Here is an 18,156-nt window from a genome sequence, read left to right on the forward strand (position 1 = left end):
CGCGGCGGCCGCCGCCATCGCCGGGGACCGCTTCGCCGCCAAGGGCCACCTGCCCGGTGTGCGGCGGGCCGAGCGGCTCGGCGGCACCCGGTGAGCGGCGGAGGCGGCCTCACCTGGAGCCTGCGCGACCGCGCCCCCGCCGACCTCCCGGTGCTCGCCGACGCCGTCTCCTCCGGCCGTGAGGAAACCGACGGCGAGGGCACCGGCAAGGGCGTGCGGGTCTGCGTGGTCGACTCCGGGGTCGAGCCGGACCACCCGCTGGTCGGTCCGCTCCAGGGCTCCTGGGCGGTGACCAAGGACCCGGTCACCAGGGAACCGACCGTCCGCCCCGACACCGCCGGGGACACCTGCGGGCACGGCACCGCCTGCGCGGGCATCATCCGCCGCACCGCCCCGGACTGCGAGCTCTACAGCGTCCGGGTCCTCGGCGAGCGCTTCACCGGCCGGCCGCCGCCATCGCCGGGGACCGCTTCGCCGCCAAGGGCCACCTGCCCGGTGTGCGGCGGGCCGAGCGGCTCGGCGGCACCCGGTGAGCGGCGGAGGCGGCCTCACCTGGAGCCTGCGCGACCGCGCCCCCGCCGACCTCCCGGTGCTCGCCGACGCCGTCTCCTCCGGCCGTGAGGAAACCGACGGCGAGGGCACCGGCAAGGGCGTGCGGGTCTGCGTGGTCGACTCCGGGGTCGAGCCGGACCACCCGCTGGTCGGTCCGCTCCAGGGCTCCTGGGCGGTGACCAAGGACCCGGTCACCAGGGAACCGACCGTCCGCCCCGACACCGCCGGGGACACCTGCGGGCACGGCACCGCCTGCGCGGGCATCATCCGCCGCACCGCCCCGGACTGCGAGCTCTACAGCGTCCGGGTCCTCGGCGAGCGCTTCACCGGCACCGGCGACATGCTGATCGCCGGACTGCGCTGGGCCGTCGACCAGGGCTTCGACGTGGTCAACCTCAGCCTCTCCACCACCAGGACCCGCTTCCTGGAGCAGCTGCACGCGATCGCCGACGACGCCTTCTTCGCCCGCACCGCGATCGTCGCCTCCGCCCACAACACCCCGGTGGAGAGCTTCCCCTGGCGGTTCTCCTCGGTCATCTCGGTGGGCAGCCACCAGGAGGACGACCCGGACCTGCACCTGTACAACCCGGCGCCGCCGGTGGAGTTCTTCGCCCCCGGCCGGAACGTCCGGGTGCCCTGGCTCGGCGGCGCCACCATCCGCACCACCGGCAACAGCTTCGCGACCCCGTACGTGGCCGGGCTCTGCGCCCGCATCCTGTCCCGCCGGCCGAGGCTGACCACCTTCCAGCTGAAGAGCGCGCTCTACCTCACCGCGGCCAACGTCCAGGTCCCTTCCACCCCCACCCCGGAGGCGCCCGATGACCCTCAGCACTGACCCCGCCGTCGACCCGCTGGCCCGCGAGCTGCTGCAGTCCGTGGTGGACGTCGCCCGGGCGATCTTCGGCGCCGAGGCCGGCTCGGTGTGCCTGCTCGACGAGACGGCCGGGGAGCTGGTGTTCCAGGCCGTGTCCGGGCGCGGCGAGGAGTCGCTGGTGGGCCGCCGCTTCCCGGCCGGCCGGGGGATCGCCGGCTGGGTGGCCGCCTCGGGCGAGCCGATGGTGGTGGACGACCTGGGCGCCAACCGCACCTTCGACCGGGACTTCGCCGAGTCCACCGCGTACGTCCCGACCGCGCTGATGGCCGCCCCGCTCACCCACGGCAGCCGGGTGCTCGGCGTCCTGGAAGTGCTGGACCCGGCCCCGCAGACCCGCGCCGGCCTGCCCGAACTGGACCTGCTGGCGATGTTCGCCCGCCAGGCCGCCGCCGCCCTGCGGGTGATCGCCGAACGCTCCCCCGCCCCGGAGCCGGTCCCCGACCGCGCCGCCGCCCTCGGCCTGCTCGCCGACCTGGAGGAGCTGCTGCGCCGTCAGTAGCGCCGGGCGTCCAGCCGGGCGAGCTGCCCGCGCTCCAGCGCCGCGTACACCGTGCCGTCCGGGGCGACGGCGATGCCGTGCGGCTCGGCGCCCTCGCCCGGGACGGGGTGGCCGTCCAGCCGCCCGTCCGGGGTGAGCACCCCGATCCGCCCGGCGCCCCACTCGGTGAACCAGAGCCGGCCGTCCGGCCCGGCCGCGATCGCGTGCGGCCTGGCCGAGCGGTCGGCCAGCGGGTACTCCGTCACCTCGCCGTCCACGGTGATCCGCCCGACCAGCCCGCCGCCGATGCCGACGTACCAGAGCGCCCCGTCCGCCCCCGCGGTGATGCCGACGGGCGCGGTGCCCCCGGTCGGCAGCCGGTGGACGGTCACGTCGCCGTCCGTCCCGATCCGCGCCACCGCGTCGGCCTGGTTGAGGGTGCACCACAGGGCGCCGTCCGGGCCCGCGGTGATCAGCGACGGGAAGGCCCCGGCGAGCGGCAGCGGGTACTCCGCCACCTCGCCCCGCACGGTGATCCGCCCGACCCGGTCCGCGTTCAGCTCGGTGAACCAGAGCGCGCCGTCGGGCCCGGCGGCGATCCCGTACGGCCCGGCGTCCGCCGTCGGCACCGCGAACGAGCCCGTCTCCCCGCCCACCGTGATCCGCCCGATCCGGTGGTCCCGCATCCGGCTGAACCACAGCGCCCCGTCGGGCCCTGCGGTGATCACCGCGGGCCCGCACCCCGGCGCCCCGAGCCCGAAGCGCTCCACCCCGCCGTCGGGAGCCAGCCGCCCGACCTCCCCGGCGTGCACCAGCGTGAACCAGACACCCCCGTCGGGCCCCACGGCCACCCCGTACGGCCCGGCCCCCGCCTCGGCCACCTCGATCAGTTCCATCCGACCCCTCCCCCAGCTATTGCGACCATTGTCGCGTTAGCGATCTTTCCACGCCCGCCGCACCGACGGCAACCGATATCCGGGCGGTGCCCTCCTACTCCCCCGCCTCCACCGCCCGCCCCGGGTCGGCGCGCAGGACCGAGATGACGCCCACTCCGGCCGCGCAGACCGGGACGGCGAGCAGGGCGCCGATGATCCCGGCGATCCCGGAGCCGGCCACCACGGCGACCATGATGGTGGCCGGGTGCAGCTCCACCGTCCGGCTCTGGATGACCGGCTGGAGGACGTTGCCCTCGATCAGCTGCACCGCGAGGACCACCCCGAGCGCCCAGAGCGCCGTGCCGAGGCCGCCGTCGGCGAGGGCCACCAGGACGGCCACCGTGCCGGACAGGAAGGCGCCGACGAACGGGATGTAGGCGCCCATGAAGACCAGCGCGCCCAGCCCAGGCGCACCCGGCACCCCCAGGGCGACCAGGCCGATGGTGATGAAGCCCGCGTCGATCAGGGCGATCATCGTGGTGCCGCGCATGAACCCGGCCATCGCGTCGAACGCCCGCTCCGCGCAGGCGATCACGGTCGCGGCGCTGCGCTCGGGCAGGTAGGACCGGATGGCGTCGCCGGTGCGGTGGCCGTCCCTGAGGAAGAAGAACACCAGCGCGAGCGACAGCACCCCGCCGGCGATCAGCTGGGTGAGCAGGCCCAGCCCGGAGAGCACCCCGTTGGTGAGCGTGGACACCAGCGAGTTGGTCTCGCCCTTGGCGTTGCTCAGCGCGTGCTGGATCTTCGCCCCGAGCGGGCCCAGCCAGTCGGCCAGCCGCTCCCCGGCCTCCTGGAGCGAGGAGGCGATCTGCGGGGCACTGTGCACCAGGGAGTTGACCAGCAGCGCGATCACCCCGCCGACGGCGGCGACCAGCACCGTGCAGGTCAGCCCGGCGGCCAGGCCCCGCCCGACGCCCCGGCGCACCAGCCACGGCACCACCGGGTAGAGCAGCGAGGCCCCGAGCAGCGCCAGCACGATCGGCACGGTGGCGGCCCGCAGTTCGACCAGCGCGAAGACCACCAGCGAGGCGACGGCGAGCAGCACGATCACCGCCACCGACCAGGCCGCCGCCTGCCGCAGGCCCGGCGGCAGCATCAGGTACGGCCTGCGGTGGTCCGGCCGCCGCTGCTCGCCGGGCGCGCGTTCCACGGACACGGCCACCTCCGCCGGGGTCGTCGACGATTGGGAACCGACCCAGCTCAGCAGAGGTTCAGGGGGCCCGCCCGCCGGATCGGCCGCGAGCACCCGAACGGGTTACCCGGCCGCCTCGACCCGCACCACGCCGCCCCCGCCGGCCCCCGCACCGCCCACCCCCACCGCGCCCGACCCGGGCCCCGCCCAGGGCGCGGGCACCTTCACCGTCGCCCCCGCCACCGCCGAACCGGTCGGGCACGGCAACGTGCGCCGCTACCGGGTCGAGGTCGAGGACGGCATCGGGATCGACGCGACGGCCGCCGCCACACAGATCCACGGCATCCTCGGCGACAAGCGCGGCTGGACCAACGACCGCAAGAACGGCTTCCGGCTGGTCGCGAACGGCTCGTACGACTTCACCGTGAAGATCGCCTCGCCGGCCACCGTGGACCGGATCTGCGGCGCCTCGGGCCTGGACACCCACGGCGAGGTCAACTGCAACGTCGGCAACCAGGTGCTCGTCAACTCCAAGCGCTGGAACACCGGTTCACCCCAGTTCAGCGGGCCGCTGGAGGAGTACCGGGCCCTGATCGTCAACCACGAGGTGGGCCACCGGATCGGCCACGGGCACGAGGGCTGCCCCGGCCCCGGCAAGCCCGCGCCCGCGATGATGCAGCAGATCTACGGTCTCAAGGGCTGTACGCCCAACGCCTGGCCGTACACGGCGGAGGGCACCTACCAGAGCGGCCCCTCCGTCCCGTAGGGCGACGGGGCCGGGAGGCGACGGAGCCGGGTACTCCGGGACCGGGCAGGGTGCCTGCCCGTTCGGCCTCGACCTCGGCGAGGCGCTCGCCGCGCCTGATGCTGCCGGGCATCCAGCGCGCCGCCGGCCTCTCGGTCGCCGAGCTCCAGCAGATCGCCACCGACCGGCCCGGGCCCGGGCAGACCAAGCTCGTCCCCGGCAGGAGCGAAGGAGCGGCACTCGCCCGGATCGCGCTCAAGGGCGAGGGCGACCTCGTCCTGATGCTCTACCAGGACGGCACCGGCACCGAGCTGGACCGGGCCCTCGCCGGAGAGCCGCTGCGCAAGGCCACCGAGGCGCCGGCCGGCCGGCTGCGCTGACGTCCCCTACCGCAGCACCGGCAGGTACGCCCCCAGGTCGCTGCGCTCCCCCGAGGCGGACACCGCGGCCGCCTCCACCGCCGCCGCCCAGCCGGCCCGGCCGGTGGCCAGCCGGATCCAGGTCAGCGGGTCGGTCTCCACCACGTTGGGCGGGGTGCCCCGGGTGTGCCGGGGGCCCTCGACCGCCTGCACCACCGCGTACGGCGGAACGCGCAGCTCGACCGCGCCACCGGGCGCCTGGTCGGCGAGCGCGTCGGCCAGCAGCCGGGTGACGGCGGCGACCGCCTGACGGTCGTGAGGGAAGGCGTCGAGGCCGAGCGCGGCGGCCAGGTCGTCGGCGTGCACGACCGTCTCCACCAGCCTGGTCACCAGCATGTCGGAGAGCGCCATCGAGCCCAGCCGGATCTCGAACCGCCGCGCCGGGTCGGCGGCTTCGGGCCGCTCCAGCAGGTCGGCCAGCGCGTCGGCGGCCCGCCCGAAGGCGGCCGCCACCGAGGCCGCGTCCCCGTCGAACTCCGCGGCGCGCCGCTGCCCGGCCTGCTCGTCCAGCAGCGGCGCGACGCTGCCGACCCGGGCCACCCAGCCCAGCAGGTCCAGCGGCGGCCTGCCCTCCGGCAGGTCGTCCAGATGTGCCGGGACGTGGTCGAGCTGGACGGCGAGGTGGGCGAGCAGCTCACGGACCCGCCACCGCCCCAGCCGGGTCGGCAGGTCCAGCTGCCCGGTGCCGAGCGCGTCCACGGCGGCACGCAGCGCCCGGGTCTGGCCGGCCAGCGCGGCACGGACCTTCTGCGGTTGGTAGGTACGGGGCTTGGCAGGCATGGGCCCAACATACGCCTGGGTCCTGTCGGCGAACTCCCGTCGTTCGCCCGGAGGGCGGGCGGGGCGGCGTTGGGGTGCGTGCATCGCAAGGCGGAGGAGGGAGCCACTGCGGTGGGGGCACCTCCCGGCCGCCAGGCTGGGGGCCATTGGCGACCGACGACAACGCGGCGAGGTGCGTGCCCCAACGCCGCCCCGCAGACGCGAGTTCGCCGACAGGGCCCTTGGGGCGGACGGTCCTTTCGGACCGTCCGCCCCTCGGGTCACGCGGGTCAGGCCAGCAGGGCCTCGATGACGCCGGTGTGGGCGTCCTTCAGCTCCGCCAGCGAGACGCTGAACTGGCCCTGGACGTCCAGGCTGTCGCCGTCCACGACACCGATCCGCGTGGCCGGCAGGCCACGCGCGGTGCACATGTCGTTGAACCGGAGCTCCTCGCTGCGCGGCACCGCCACGACGGCGCGGCCGGCCGACTCCGAGAACAGCAGGACGAACGGGTCCAGGCCCTCGGGCAGGACGATCCGCGCACCGTGACCGCCCTTGAGGCAGCTCTCCACCAGCGCCTGGCCGAGACCGCCGTCGGACAGGTCGTGCGCGGCGTCGATCATGCCGTCGCGCGAGGCGGCGATCAGGATGTCGCCGAGCAGCCGCTCGCGCTCCAGGTCCACCGTGGGCGGCAGGCCGCCGAGGTGGTCGTGGACGGCCTGCGACCAGGCCGAGCCGCCGAGCTCGTCCGCGGTGTCGCCGAGCAGGTAGAGCAGCTGCCCCTCCTCGGCGAAGGCGACCGGGGTGCGCCGGGTGACGTCGTCGATGACGCCGAGCACCGCGACCACCGGGGTCGGGTGGATGGCGACCTCGCCGGTCTGGTTGTACAGCGAGACGTTGCCGCCGGTGACCGGGGTGCCGAGCACCAGGCAGGCGTCCGCCAGGCCGCGGGTGGCCTCGGCGAACTGCCACATCACGTCCGGGTCCTCGGGGGAGCCGAAGTTGAGGCAGTCGGAGACGGCGAGCGGCTTGGCACCGCCGGCCGCGACGTTGCGGTACGCCTCGGCCAGGGCCAGCTGGGCGCCGGTGTACGGGTCCAGCTTCGCGAAGCGGCCGTTGCCGTCGGTGGCGACCGAGACGCCGAGGTTGGTCTCGTCGTCGATCCGGATCATGCCCGAGTCCTCGCCCGCCGAGAGCACGGTGTTGCCGAGCACGTAGCGGTCGTACTGGTCGGTGATCCAGGACTTGGAAGCCTGGTTCGGGTGGCTCGCGACCTTCAGCAGGTCGGCCTTGAGGCCCTCGCCGGTGGTCGGGCGGGCCAGCCTCCCGGCGGTCGGGGCGTCGGCCTGGAGCGCGTCCTGCCAGCTCGGGCGGGCGTACGGGCGCTGGTAGGTCGGGCCCTCGTGGGCGACGGTGCGCGGCGGGACGTCCACCACGAGCTCGCCGTGCCAGAAGATCTCCAGGCGCTCGCCGTCGGTCACCTCACCGATGACGTTGGCGATGACGTCCCACTTCTCGCAGATCTCCAGGAAGCGGTCGACCTTGTCGGGCTCCACGATCGCGCACATGCGCTCCTGCGACTCGCTCATGAGGATCTCCTCAGGCGAGAGCGTGTGGTCGCGCAGGTGCACGGTGTCGAGCTCGATCCGCATGCCGCCGGAGCCGGCCGAGGCCAGCTCGCTGGTGGCGCAGGACAGGCCGGCGCCGCCGAGGTCCTGGATGCCCTTGACGAGCTTCTCCCGGAAGATCTCCAGGGTGCACTCGATCAGGAGCTTCTCCTGGAACGGGTCGCCGACCTGGACGGCCGGGCGCTTGGCCGGCTTGGTGTCGTCGAAGGTCTCGGAGGCCAGCACCGAGACGCCGCCGATGCCGTCGCCGCCGGTGCGGGCTCCGTACAGGATGACCTTGTTGCCGGCGCCGGAGGCCTGCGCGAGGTGGATGTCCTCGTGCTTCATGACGCCCACGCACAGCGCGTTGACCAGCGGGTTGCCCTGGTAGCAGGAGTCGAAGACGACCTCGCCGCCGATGTTCGGCAGGCCCAGGCAGTTGCCGTAGCCGCCGATGCCGGCGACGATCCCGGGCAGCACGCGCCGGGTGTCCGGGTGGTCGGCGGCACCGAAGCGCAGCGGGTCCATCACGGCGACCGGGCGGGCGCCCATCGCCAGGATGTCGCGCACGATGCCGCCGATGCCGGTGGCCGCGCCCTGGTAGGGCTCGATGTACGACGGGTGGTTGTGCGACTCGACCTTGAAGGTGACCGCGTAGCCCTGGCCGACGTCGACGACGCCGGCGTTCTCGCCGATGCCGACGAGCATCGCGTCCGAATCCGGCTTCTTGTCGCCGAACTGCTTCAGGTGGACCTTGCTGCTCTTGTACGAACAGTGCTCCGACCACATGACCGAGTACATGGCGAGTTCGGCGCCGGTCGGGCGGCGGCCGAGGATCTCCCGGATGCGCGCGTACTCGTCCTGCTTGAGGCCGAGTTCGGCCCAGGGCTGGGCGGCGTCCGGGGTCTGCTCGGCGTTCTTGACGGTGTCGAGGCTCATCAGGCGTTCACCAGCTGCTTCAGGACGGAAGTGAAGAACCCCAGGCCGTCGGTGGTCGGACCGGTGAGCGGCTCCACGGCGTGCTCCGGGTGCGGCATCAGGCCGACGACATTGCCGGCGGCGTTGGTGATGCCGGCGATGTCGCGGTACGAACCGTTCGGGTTGACGTCCACGTAACGGGCCACGACCCGGCCCTCGGCCTCCAGCTCGTCCAGCACCCGCTCCTGGGCGACGAACCGGCCCTCGCCGTTCTTCAGCGGGACGACGATTTCCTGGCCGGCCGAGTAATCCCGGGTCCAGGCGGTGCCGGCGTTCTCGACGCGCAGCTTCTGGTCGCGGCAGACGAAGTGCAGCGAGTCGTTCCGGGTGAGCGCACCGGGCAGCAGGTGCGATTCGCAGAGCACCTGGAAGCCGTTGCAGATACCGAGCAACGGCATTCCGAGCTTCGCCTGCTCGATGACGGTCTCCATCACCGGCGAGAAGCGGGAGATCGCGCCGCAGCGCAGATAGTCGCCGTAACTGAATCCGCCCGGCAGGACGACGGCGTCGACCTGGTGGAGATCCTTGTCACGGTGCCAGAGGGCGACCGGCTCGGCGCCGGCCAGGCGGACCGCACGCTGGGCGTCGCGGTCGTCGAGCGAGCCGGGGAAAGTGACGACGCCGACGCGGGTGGTCACTTGCCCTCCTCCTCGACGCGGACCGTGAAGTCCTCGATCACGGTGTTGGCGAGAAAGGTCTCGGCGGCTTCGCGGATACGGGCGAGCGCCGCGTCGTCGACCGGGCCCTCCACATCCAGCTCGAAACGCTTGCCCTGGCGGACGTCGGCGATCCCGGTGAATCCGAGACGGGGCAGTGCACGCTGCACCGCCTGGCCCTGGGGGTCGAGGATCTCCGGCTTGAGCATGACGTCGACTACGACGCGTGCCACTGGCACTCCCGGTGGTGTCTTCGGTGAGGCGGGGGAACTCCAGACTACCGGTGGTTCCGGGCAGGATTGCTGGCCGGGGATAGCGACGCGCGTAGACTCGGGACCCTTACGCCGCAAGGGATCCACACCCCTGACCCCCCGTCCGGTCCGGCCGGTTTCCACGGATTCGGCATCCGGAACGGCGCCGCCCGGAGAACACCCGAATACGGCACTTGGGGACAGATCCTCCCGTCCCGCTCATCGGTATCCAGGAGTCCCGCGAAGAGACGTGAATATCCGGAAAAGAATGCCGGACTCTTCGATTTCGACCCCCTTCGGGTGCAGAATAGGGCCACCTGTCGCGACAAGTGCTGCGTATCAGGCGGGCCGTCCGGCCTGCCCGTACGTGCTTGCGCGAGTTGGTGCACATCAGGCCCCGACGTGACCCTGCGGACCGGTGGCCGAATTGCCGAGAGGATTGACACCCATGGCTCAGCGTGTAGTTGTCACGCTCTCCGACGACCTGGACGGCGGTGCCGCCGCGGAAACCGTCCACTTCGGCGTCGACGGGAAGTCGTACGAGATCGACCTGTCCGTGGACAACGCGGAAAAGCTGCGGGAGGCCCTCGCTCCGTTCGTCGCCGCCGGCCGCCGGCAGAGCCGCACCGGAAAGTCGTTCCGCCGCACCGCCCTCACCCCCGACCCGGCCGCGGTCCGCGCCTGGGCCCTGTCCCGCGGGATGGAACTGCCGGCCCGCGGCCGCATCCCCAAGCACGTGTACGAGGCCTTCGCCGAGGCGAACTGAGCCGCGCGGGACTCCGGTCCCCGGTCGCCCCGCCCGCCTGGACCGAAAGGGTGGGGCGACCACCCCGAACGATGCTGTAGAGTATTCCTCGTCGCCGCAACGGAGAGATCCGGAGAGGCGGCGGGTGCCCCACCAGGCACCGTGCGGACGTGGCTCAGTTGGTAGAGCATCACCTTGCCAAGGTGAGGGTCGCGAGTTCGAATCTCGTCGTCCGCTCGCAGTGCGCGAGCACAGCACAACTCAATAGTTTGACCTGCGGACGTGGCTCAGTTGGTAGAGCATCACCTTGCCAAGGTGAGGGTCGCGAGTTCGAATCTCGTCGTCCGCTCAGATACGAAGGGCTCCCTCGGAAGAGGGGGCCCTTCGGCATTCCCTCCCGCATATCGGCCCATGACATTTGTCATCGCCGACCCGTGCATCCCCACCGCGATGTCATGACGGCGCGCACTGCCCGCCCGGCCCGGCCGGCGGAAGGCTTGGGGGCATGGAAACGAGCCGGCCCTCCCGCCCCAGCGAAGACGTGATCGAGGTCACCGACCTGCACCGCCGCTACGCCGGCGGCGCCACCGGGTACCACGCCGTGCGCGGCGTCGACCTGACCGTCCGCCGCGGCGAGCTCTTCGCCCTGCTCGGTACCAACGGGGCCGGCAAGACCTCCACCATGGAGGTCATCGAGGGCCTGGCCGCTCCCACCGGCGGCACCGTCCGGGTGCTCGGCCGGGACCCCTTCAAGGAGCGCGACGCCGTCCGCCCGCGGATCGGCATCATGCTCCAGGAGGGCGGCTTCCCCGGCGAGCTCACCGCCGCCGAGACCGGCCGGGTCTGGGCCGGGATGACCAGCGGCGCCCGCCCGGTGGCGGAGGCGCTGGAGCTGGTCGGCCTCGGCCACCGCGCGGACGTCCGGGTCAAGCAGCTGTCCGGCGGCGAGAAGCGCCGGCTGGACCTCGCGATGGCCCTGCTCGGCCGGCCCGAGGTGCTCTTCCTGGACGAGCCCAGCACCGGCCTCGACCCGGAGGCGCGGGCCTCCGTCTGGCGGCTGGTCCGCGAGCTGCGTGCCCAGGGCACCACGGTGCTGCTGACCACGCACTACCTGGAGGAGGCCGAGGAACTGGCCGACCGGCTGGCCATCATGCACGGCGGCCGGGTCGTCACCTCGGGCACCGTCGCCGAGGTGATCGCCGACCGCCCCTCCCGGATCACCTTCGAACTGCCCGAGTTCACCGGGACCGCGCTGCCCGTCCTGCCCGGGGCCGAACTCGGCGTCGACGGCCGCAAGGTCACCGTGCGGACCCTCGGACTCCAGGACACCCTCACCGATCTGCTCGGCTGGGCCCGGCACCACGGCATCGCGCTCGGCGCCCTGGACGCCCGCAGCGCCTCACTGGAGGAGGCCTTCCTCGCGATCGCCTCCGAGGCCGCCCACCAGAGCCCGCCGCAGGCGCCCGCCGCCGCCTCCCGTCCCGCCCGCCGCCGCCTGATCGGATCCGCCCGATGACCACCACCGCCGCCGCCCCCGCCGCCATCGCCGGTCCGCGGAGCACCGCCGTCCGCCGGCTGCTCGCCCTGGGCCGGGCCGAGGCCACCCTGCTGCTGCGCAACCGGACGGCCCTGTTCACCGCCCTGGCGCTGCCGCTGTTCCTGATCTTCACCCTCCGGGGCGCACTGTCGGCGCAGGCCGAGTCCCACCCCGGGCTGGACGTCGACTCGCTGCTGGTCTACGGCTCGGTCGGGATGATCCTGGCCTTCGTCGTGTACTACAACCTGACCGCCGCGTACGTCGGGCGGCGCGGTGAGCTGGTCCTCAAGCGGCTGCGCACCGGCGAGGCCAGGGACATCGAGATCCTGCTCGGCACGGCCGTCCCCTCGCTCACGCTCGGCCTGCTGATGGCCGCCCTGATCGGGATCGGCGGCAGCCTCGGCCTGCACCTGGCCGTGCCGGTCAACCCGCTGCTGATGCTGGCCGGCCTGCTGCTGGCGCTGGGCACCATGATCGCCCTGGCCGCGCTGTCCAGCGCCTTCACCAAGACCGTGGAGAGCGCGGGCATCACCACCCTGCCGGTCATGCTGGTCATGCAGCTCGGCTCCGGCCTGTTCGTCCCGCTGGAGGTCATGCCCTCCCAGGTGGCCGACGTCTGCCGCCTGCTGCCGACCACCCCGGCCTTCCAGCTGATCCGGATCGGCTGGTTCGGCACCGACGGCTCGGCCCCGGCGACCGACTTCGCCGGCTCCTGGGGCGCCGCCGGCTCGCACCTGGTCACCGGGACCATCTGGCTGGGCCTGGCGGTCTGGGGAGCGGTGCGCTACTTCCGCTGGGAGCCGCGTCGCTGACCCGAAGGTCACTGCCCACGGAAGGCGCTCATCCATTGGATGAGCGCCTTCCACGCCTCTGATATGAAGACACCGGCAAGATCGTGATCGAACTGGGGCGGAAGAAAATGAGAATGCGGTCACCGCTTCACGGCTGGACGGGCCTGAGCAAACCCCAGCGCACCGAGCTGTACCTGCGCTGGTCGCTCTACCTGATGGCGCTCTTCGTCCTTCCGAGCGTCCTGATCTCCGCCGGGAGCGTCGCCGGCCAGCCCGAGAACATCCCCGCCGTCCGGATCTCCCTGCTGATCGGACTCGCCGTCACCCTGGTGCTGCTGCGGGCCTACCGGGTCGCCCTCGACCACTACCTGGGCCGCCCCGCCGACCACCTGCTCTGGACCGGCCTCTCGGTCGGCCTCGCGGTGGCCGGCTCCTGGACCGTCCTGCTGTTCGGGCCCTCCCACGGCAGTGCGGAGAACCCGGGAGGCCTGCCCTTCACCCTGTTCGTCACCAGCAGTCTGCTGCTCTTCTCCCACGGCCAGGTCTGCGTCGCGCTGACCCCGCGCTGGGCCGCCGCCGTCGGGCTGGGCATGCTGGCGTCCGTCCTCCCGGCCGCGGCGCTGGCCGGGATCGACACCGCGAGCACCGCCGGCTACCTGACCGGGCTGACCATCGGCATGGCCTTCCTCGGCGCCAGCTGCCGCAGCTTCGCCTGGCTGACCTCGATCGTCTGGGAGCTGGACGCCGCCCGCGAGGCGCAGTCCCGGCTGGCCGTCGCCGAGGAGCGGCTGCGCTTCTCCCGCGACCTGCACGACGTGATGGGCCGCAACCTCACCACCATCGCGCTGAAGAGCGAACTCGCCGTGCAGCTCGCCCGCCGGGGCCGTGCGGAGGCCGCCGACCAGATGGCCGAGGTGCAGAAGATCGCCCAGGAGTCGCAGCGCGAGGTCAGGGACGTCATCCGCGGCTACCGCACCGCCGACCTGCACGCCGAGGCGATCGGCGCCCGCGCGGTGCTGCGCTCGGCCGACGTCGCCTGCGAGATCGACCTCGGCGAGCACGCCGACGAGCTGCCGCCCCCGGTCCAGTCGGTGTTCGGCTGGGTGATCCGCGAGGCCACCACCAACGTGCTGCGGCACAGCGAGGCCGGCCGCTGCCTGATCCGGCTGCGGACCGAGGACGGACGGGCCGTGCTGGAACTGGAGAATGACGGGGTGCCCGAGATCCCGTTCCCCTCCCAGGGCAGCGGCACCGGGCTGCGCGGACTGCGCGAGCGGCTCGCCGCCCACGACGGCGAGCTGACCGTGGCGCCCGCCGGGGCGGGCGTCTTCCGGATGCTCGCCACCGTCCCGCTGCCGTGCTGAGCCCGTTCGAAGAACGCCGAGGAAGGCCCGCCCGATGACCGAGAACGCCGTGCCCGTCCGCGTCCTGCTCGCCGACGACGAGCACCTGATCCGGGGCGCGCTGGCCGCGCTGCTCTCGCTGGAGGACGACATCGAGGTGGTCGCCCAGGCCGGCTCGGGGACCGAGGCGCTGGCGATGGCCCAGGCGCACCGCCCCGACGTCGCGGTGCTGGACCTCCAGATGCCGGGCAAGGACGGCATCGAGGTGGCCGCCCAGCTGCGGCTGCTGCTGCCGGACTGCCGCTGCATGATCGTCACCGGGCACGGCCGCCCGGGCTACCTGAAGCGGGCGCTGGAGGTGGGGGTGCGCGGCTTCCTGCCGAAGACCGTCTCGGCGGCGGACCTGGCCGGCATCATCCGCACCGTGCGCTCCGGCGGCCGGTACGTGGACCCGGAGCTGGCCGCCGACGCGATCAGCGCCGGCGAGACCCCGCTGACCCCGCGCGAGACGGACGTCCTGGAGCTGGCCGCCGACGGCACCCCGGTCGCCGAGATCGCCGAGCGGGCCTCGCTCTCCCAGGGCACCGTGCGCAACTACCTGTCCTCCGCGGCCACCAAGCTGGGCGCGGAGAACCGGCACGCGGCGGTGCGGATCGCCCGCGAGCACGGCTGGATCTGAGTCACCGCCGTCGCCCGCGGGCGTCGCCGCGGCGTCAGGCCCAGGTGGTGCCGGTCAGCCGCTCGTACACCTCGATGTACTTGGCACGGGTCTGCTCGACGATCTCGGCCGGCAGCGCCGGCGGCGGCTGCTCGCTGTAGCGGTCCCAGCCGGAGGCCGGGGAGACCAGCCAGTCGCGGATCAGCTGCTTGTCGAAGGACGGCTGCGACCGGCCGGGCTGCCACCGGTCGGCGGGCCAGTAGCGGGAGGAGTCCGGGGTGAGCACCTCGTCGCCGATCACCAGCTCGCCGTCCAGCAGGCCGAACTCGAACTTGGTGTCGGCCAGGATGATGCCGCGCTCGCGGGCGATGTCCCGGGCCCGGGCGTAGACGTCCAGGGTGGTGCGGCGCAGCCGGGCGGCGAGCTCGGCGCCGATCCGGCGGGCGGTCTCCTCGTAGGGGACGTTCTCGTCGTGCTCGCCGACCTCGGCCTTGAGCGCCGGGGTGTAGATCGGGGCGGGCAGCTCGGAGCTGTTCTCCAGGCCCTCCGGCAGCGCGATGCCGCAGACCGTGCGGCTCTCCTGGTACTCGGCCAGGCCGGAGCCGGCCAGGTAGCCGCGGGCAACCGCCTCGACCGGGATCATCTCCAGGCTGCGGCAGATCAGCGTGCGGCCCTTCCAGTCGGCCGGGGCACCGGCCGGGACCTCGGTGGAGATCACGTGGTTGGGGACGATGTCGGCGATCCGCTCGAACCACCACAGCGACAGCTGGGTGAGGACGCGGCCCTTGTCGGGGATCTCGTTCGGCAGCACCCAGTCGTGGGCGGACGTCCGGTCGCTGGCCACCATGACCAGCTCACCCGACCCGGTGCGGTAGAGGTCGCGCACCTTGCCGGTGTGCAGGTGGACCAGGCCGGGTACCTGGACCGGCTCGGGCTTGGTGACAAATCCGCTCAAGGTGTTCAGTCCTCAGGGGTCGTTCACGGGCAGGGGCACCGCGAAAGGGGAGGTCACTGCCCCCGCAGTCTTTCACGACCACCGCACGCTAGTTCTTGCAGAGCCGGTCCAGCAGGTTGGCGGTGGCCCGCTGGATCCGCTCGTCGGTCAGCCCGGGGCGGCCCAGCGCGGGCGACCAGGCGAAGGTGCCGGCCGCGAAGACGTACGCGCCGCTGGGCGCCCGGTACAGCGAGGTCTCCTGGTAGCGGGTGCGGCCGGCCGGGTCCTGGTACGGCGAGTGCGCCAGCAGCACCCGCTCGACGTGCTCGGGCAGCGCCACCTTGGGGTAGTAGCGGTCCGCCTCCCCGGCGACCAGCCCGGGCAGCTCGTCGCCCTCCTGGAGGCCGGTGCCGTCCCACAGCCAGTGCGCGGTGTGCCTGGCCACCAGCGGGACGGGCGCGGCGACCCGCCCCGAGTACTGCACCCCGAGCAGGTGCTGCTCGGGCTCCCCCGCGTCCCGCCACAGCGCGCTGGCCGCCCCGGGCACCCCCGCGGCCGTGCTGCCCGGCAGGACCTTCTGCCGCTTGCGGCAGTTGAGCAGCCGGTGGGGCTCGCCGGAGGCGGCGGCGGTCAGCTCGACCCGCCAGTACATGGTGTTGGCGGAGAGGAACACCAGCGAGGTGCCGTCGTCCCTGGCCCGCTCGGCGGCCCGGCGCATCGGCTCCGACCAGTACTCGTCGTGCCCGGGGAACACCAGCGCCCGGTACCCGGACGCGTCCACCAGGCCGGCGTGCAGGTCGCCGGCGGTGGCGTACGAGAGGTCGTAGCCGAAGCGCTCGGCCCAGCGGATGAAGTCGTACGCGTGGCCGACGTGCAGCGGCAGCCCGGCGGTGGCGTGCGGGCGGTCGAAGGAGACCGTGACGGCCGCCTCCGGCTCGCCGACCAGCCCGCCCCGGCCGTCCCAGGCGTGGTAGAGGCTGGCGCCGGTGCGGCCGTCCTCGGGGAACAGGTTGTACGCCTGCCAGGTCACGTCCGGGAGCACCAGGAGCAGCTCGGCGGCACGCCCCTGGTCCTCGAAGTCCCGCACGGTGAACGGGATGTGGCTGCGGTGCAGCATGTCGGCGGTGGTCAGCACGGCGACGTACGCGCCGGGCTTCCAGTGGGCCGGGATCTGCTGCCGCCAGGAGTGCCACCAGTGGTGGCAGGAGACCGTCCGGTCCACCACCAGCGGGGCGGGCTGGACGAGTCCGGCGATGTTCGGGCTGGAGGTCATGTGGCGGGCGCCGTCGCCGCCGTAGTGGCCGATCCGGAAGACGTTCACGGTGAACTCGCGGGGCGGGTTGACGGTGACCCGGAAGTCCACCGAGCCGCCGGGACGGACCACCCCGGCCGAGGCGAAGCCCTTGATCTGCTGGTCCACGTCGTTGGCGCCCTGCGGGGTGCCGACCGGCGGCTTGGGCCTGGTGCCCGCGGTCAGCGACTGCTGGCCCGGCGCGTCCACCGAGACGTACCAGGGGACGGCGCCCTCCGCCCCGGCGAGGTACTGGTCCGGGCTGCGCAGCCAGGGCAGCGGGCCCTGGCCGAAGGGGTCGGAGACGCTGTAGGCGTGCGTCCCCGACTCCCAGCGGCGGTTGAGTTCGGTCCCCACGCGCCCCTCCCAGATGCACTTCCGCCCGGCTGGCACGTGCCCCCCGGATGTGCGTGCGCTCTAATACACCACAGAGTGCTGCCGTCACGTCACCCTCCGGCAGCGATTGGGGCGGAGAATCTCGCGCGCCTCCCGGAGAGGGCCTCCGGCCTGCGAAGACTTCCGGCGGCCGATCGAATCGGGGGCGCGCGCGGGGGCGCCGAGCGCCCTCCTGGGGCACCTGGGACGTCAGAGGCGGACGGGTTTCTCCAGCCGGACGTCGGCGGCGTCCAGCCAGACGCGCAGCGGTCCGTCCTGGCCCTGCTCGACGGCCTGGGCGACCGGGCCGGCCAGGTCGGTGCGGCGGACCCCGCCGAGCAGCAGCACCGGACCGTCCAGCCAGTCCAGGCCGGGGGCGCCGCCCGCGGTGTCCACGGCCGCGCAGCAGACCATCGCGGTGACGTGGTCGACCAGCCGGTCGCGGCCGCTGCGCTCGGGTTCGAGCAGCGGGGCCGGGGCGGTACGGGCCGGCCGGGCGGCGAGCGCGGCGGCCAGCAGTTCGCCGTCGCCCTCGGCGAGCCGGCCCAGCAGCCGGGTGAGCGTCGGGGCCCCCGGACGGGGCTGCGGGGCGAGCCGGTCCAGGGCGGTCTGGAGGGTGGCGGCGCCCGCCCGCCAGCCGGCGTCCACCACCTCGGCCGGGTAGTCGGCCCACTCCAGCTCGTGCCAGCTGCCGGCCGGCGGGCGGCCGAAGAACAGTTCGGCGGCGAGCCTGGAGACCGCCCGGTCGACGGTGCCCGGATCCTCCAGCAGGTCGCAGGCGGGGCGGTCGCCGAGCCGGCTGCCGTAGCCGTCGGCCAGCCGGTCGCGGCGGGACAGCTCGGTGAGGGCGGCGACCACCCCGGCGTTGAGGTGGGCCGGGTGGCGGCCGAGCCGCCAGGCGGGCAGCGCGACCCTGGTGAGCAGCCGGTCCCAGCCGGCGTAGGCGAGGCCGACCTGTTCCTGGGCGGCGATCCGCAGGCCGTAGTCGACCGTCCTGGCCTGCTCGGAGGCCCAGCTCGCGACCGAGCGCTCCAGCTCGGCGGAGTGGCCCCGGCAGGCGCCGAGCAGACGGCGGGCGACCCTGCGGGCGACCCGG

Annotated in this window: 16 protein-coding genes, 2 tRNA genes and 3 pseudogenes; 12 read left to right on the forward strand and 9 right to left on the reverse strand. The window is 73.6% G+C overall.

The genetic code is table 11. The features are described from left to right. Nucleotides 1–90: 90 nt before the first annotated feature. From BU198_RS41930 to BU198_RS08275, 3 genes and pseudogenes are all read left to right on the forward strand, one after another. Nucleotides 91–444, forward strand: a pseudogene (locus BU198_RS41930) (S8 family serine peptidase); the annotation flags it as partial. 85 nt (nt 445–529) lie between these two features. Continuing rightward, complete coding sequence (locus BU198_RS08270) at nt 530–1,387, forward strand: S8 family peptidase (RefSeq protein WP_188296194.1); 858 nt, start codon at nt 530–532, stop codon at nt 1,385–1,387. Further along, nucleotides 1,371–1,925, forward strand: a complete 555-nt coding sequence (locus BU198_RS08275; protein WP_188296195.1) for a GAF domain-containing protein — start codon at nt 1,371–1,373, stop codon at nt 1,923–1,925. The genes BU198_RS08270 and BU198_RS08275 overlap by 17 nt, the downstream gene beginning before the upstream one ends. Here the strand turns inward: BU198_RS08275 and BU198_RS08280 are convergent. Together BU198_RS08280 and BU198_RS08285 are read right to left on the reverse strand one after the other, a co-directional pair. Next, nucleotides 1,919–2,800 carry a virginiamycin B lyase gene (locus tag BU198_RS08280; protein WP_188296196.1) on the reverse strand — a complete coding sequence of 294 codons (882 nt, stop codon included), beginning with the start codon at nt 2,798–2,800 and terminating at the stop codon, nt 1,919–1,921. The genes BU198_RS08275 and BU198_RS08280 overlap by 7 nt on opposite strands. A 94-nt stretch (nt 2,801–2,894) precedes the next feature. Then, nucleotides 2,895–3,995 (reverse strand): AI-2E family transporter, encoded by a 1,101-nt coding sequence (locus BU198_RS08285; protein WP_317620022.1) that lies wholly within the window; start codon nt 3,993–3,995, stop codon nt 2,895–2,897. Between the two features lie 52 nt (nt 3,996–4,047). On the opposite strand from BU198_RS08285, the pseudogene BU198_RS08290 reads away from it, so the two are divergent. Together BU198_RS08290 and BU198_RS08295 are read left to right on the forward strand one after the other, a co-directional pair. Then, nucleotides 4,048–4,737 (forward strand): annotated as a pseudogene (locus tag BU198_RS08290) (DUF3152 domain-containing protein); the annotation flags it as partial. Between the two features lie 50 nt (nt 4,738–4,787). Next, entirely contained in the window at nt 4,788–5,096 is a 309-nt protein-coding gene (locus BU198_RS08295; RefSeq protein ID WP_188296198.1) for a hypothetical protein, read from the forward strand. Between the two features lie 6 nt (nt 5,097–5,102). On the opposite strand, the gene BU198_RS08300 is transcribed toward BU198_RS08295, so the two are convergent. The 4 genes from BU198_RS08300 to purS form a co-directional block, all read right to left on the reverse strand. Further along, nucleotides 5,103–5,915, reverse strand: coding sequence for a maleylpyruvate isomerase family mycothiol-dependent enzyme (locus tag BU198_RS08300; RefSeq protein WP_188296199.1), 813 nt, complete (start codon nt 5,913–5,915; stop codon nt 5,103–5,105). A 269-nt stretch (nt 5,916–6,184) separates the two neighbouring features. After that, nucleotides 6,185–8,440: a phosphoribosylformylglycinamidine synthase subunit PurL gene (gene purL / locus BU198_RS08305; protein ID WP_188296200.1), complete on the reverse strand. Its 2,256-nt coding sequence runs from the start codon at nt 8,438–8,440 to the stop codon at nt 6,185–6,187. After that, a complete protein-coding gene (gene purQ, locus BU198_RS08310) occupies nt 8,440–9,117 on the reverse strand; it encodes a phosphoribosylformylglycinamidine synthase subunit PurQ (protein WP_188296201.1) in 678 nt (225 codons plus the stop codon). Before purQ ends, purL begins: the two co-directional genes overlap by 1 nt. Then, nucleotides 9,114–9,368 carry a phosphoribosylformylglycinamidine synthase subunit PurS gene (purS, locus tag BU198_RS08315; protein ID WP_049654013.1) on the reverse strand — a complete coding sequence of 85 codons (255 nt, stop codon included), beginning with the start codon at nt 9,366–9,368 and terminating at the stop codon, nt 9,114–9,116. The genes purQ and purS overlap by 4 nt, the downstream gene beginning before the upstream one ends. 466 nt (nt 9,369–9,834) lie before the next feature. Between purS and BU198_RS08320 the strand changes: the two genes are divergently transcribed. From BU198_RS08320 to BU198_RS08350, 7 genes are all read left to right on the forward strand, one after another. Next, on the forward strand, nt 9,835–10,152 hold the full coding sequence (locus tag BU198_RS08320) for a histone-like nucleoid-structuring protein Lsr2 (RefSeq protein WP_030056585.1): 318 nt from the start codon (nt 9,835–9,837) through the stop codon (nt 10,150–10,152). Between the two features lie 143 nt (nt 10,153–10,295). Continuing rightward, nucleotides 10,296–10,368 (forward strand) — tRNA-Gly (locus BU198_RS08325). 39 nt (nt 10,369–10,407) lie between these two features. Continuing rightward, nucleotides 10,408–10,480, forward strand: a tRNA-Gly gene (locus BU198_RS08330). Between the two features lie 156 nt (nt 10,481–10,636). Continuing rightward, on the forward strand, nt 10,637–11,647 hold the full coding sequence (locus BU198_RS08335) for an ABC transporter ATP-binding protein (protein WP_188296202.1): 1,011 nt from the start codon (nt 10,637–10,639) through the stop codon (nt 11,645–11,647). After that, on the forward strand, nt 11,644–12,480 hold the full coding sequence (locus BU198_RS08340) for an ABC transporter permease (protein ID WP_188296203.1): 837 nt from the start codon (nt 11,644–11,646) through the stop codon (nt 12,478–12,480). Before BU198_RS08335 ends, BU198_RS08340 begins: the two co-directional genes overlap by 4 nt. Before the next feature lie 113 nt (nt 12,481–12,593). Then, nucleotides 12,594–13,823 (forward strand): sensor histidine kinase, encoded by a 1,230-nt coding sequence (locus tag BU198_RS41935; protein WP_223244104.1) that lies wholly within the window; start codon nt 12,594–12,596, stop codon nt 13,821–13,823. A gap of 34 nt (nt 13,824–13,857) precedes the next feature. Further along, a complete protein-coding gene (locus tag BU198_RS08350; protein WP_188296204.1) occupies nt 13,858–14,481 on the forward strand; it encodes a response regulator transcription factor in 624 nt (207 codons plus the stop codon). A 34-nt stretch (nt 14,482–14,515) separates the two neighbouring features. Here BU198_RS08350 and BU198_RS08355 read toward each other — a convergent pair whose 3' ends face one another. From BU198_RS08355 to BU198_RS08365, 3 genes and pseudogenes are all read right to left on the reverse strand, one after another. Beyond that, entirely contained in the window at nt 14,516–15,415 is a 900-nt protein-coding gene (locus BU198_RS08355) for a phosphoribosylaminoimidazolesuccinocarboxamide synthase (protein WP_188296205.1), read from the reverse strand. 88 nt (nt 15,416–15,503) lie between these two features. Further along, nucleotides 15,504–17,042, reverse strand: a complete 1,539-nt coding sequence (locus BU198_RS08360) for a N,N-dimethylformamidase beta subunit family domain-containing protein (protein ID WP_188296206.1) — start codon at nt 17,040–17,042, stop codon at nt 15,504–15,506. Nucleotides 17,043–17,270: 228 nt separating this feature from the next. Next, nucleotides 17,271–18,156: pseudogene (locus BU198_RS08365) on the reverse strand (hypothetical protein); the annotation flags it as partial.

The sequence above is a fragment of the Streptomyces sp. CBMA156 genome (assembly GCF_014596515.1).
Taxonomy (GTDB): Bacteria; Actinomycetota; Actinomycetes; order Streptomycetales; family Streptomycetaceae; genus Kitasatospora.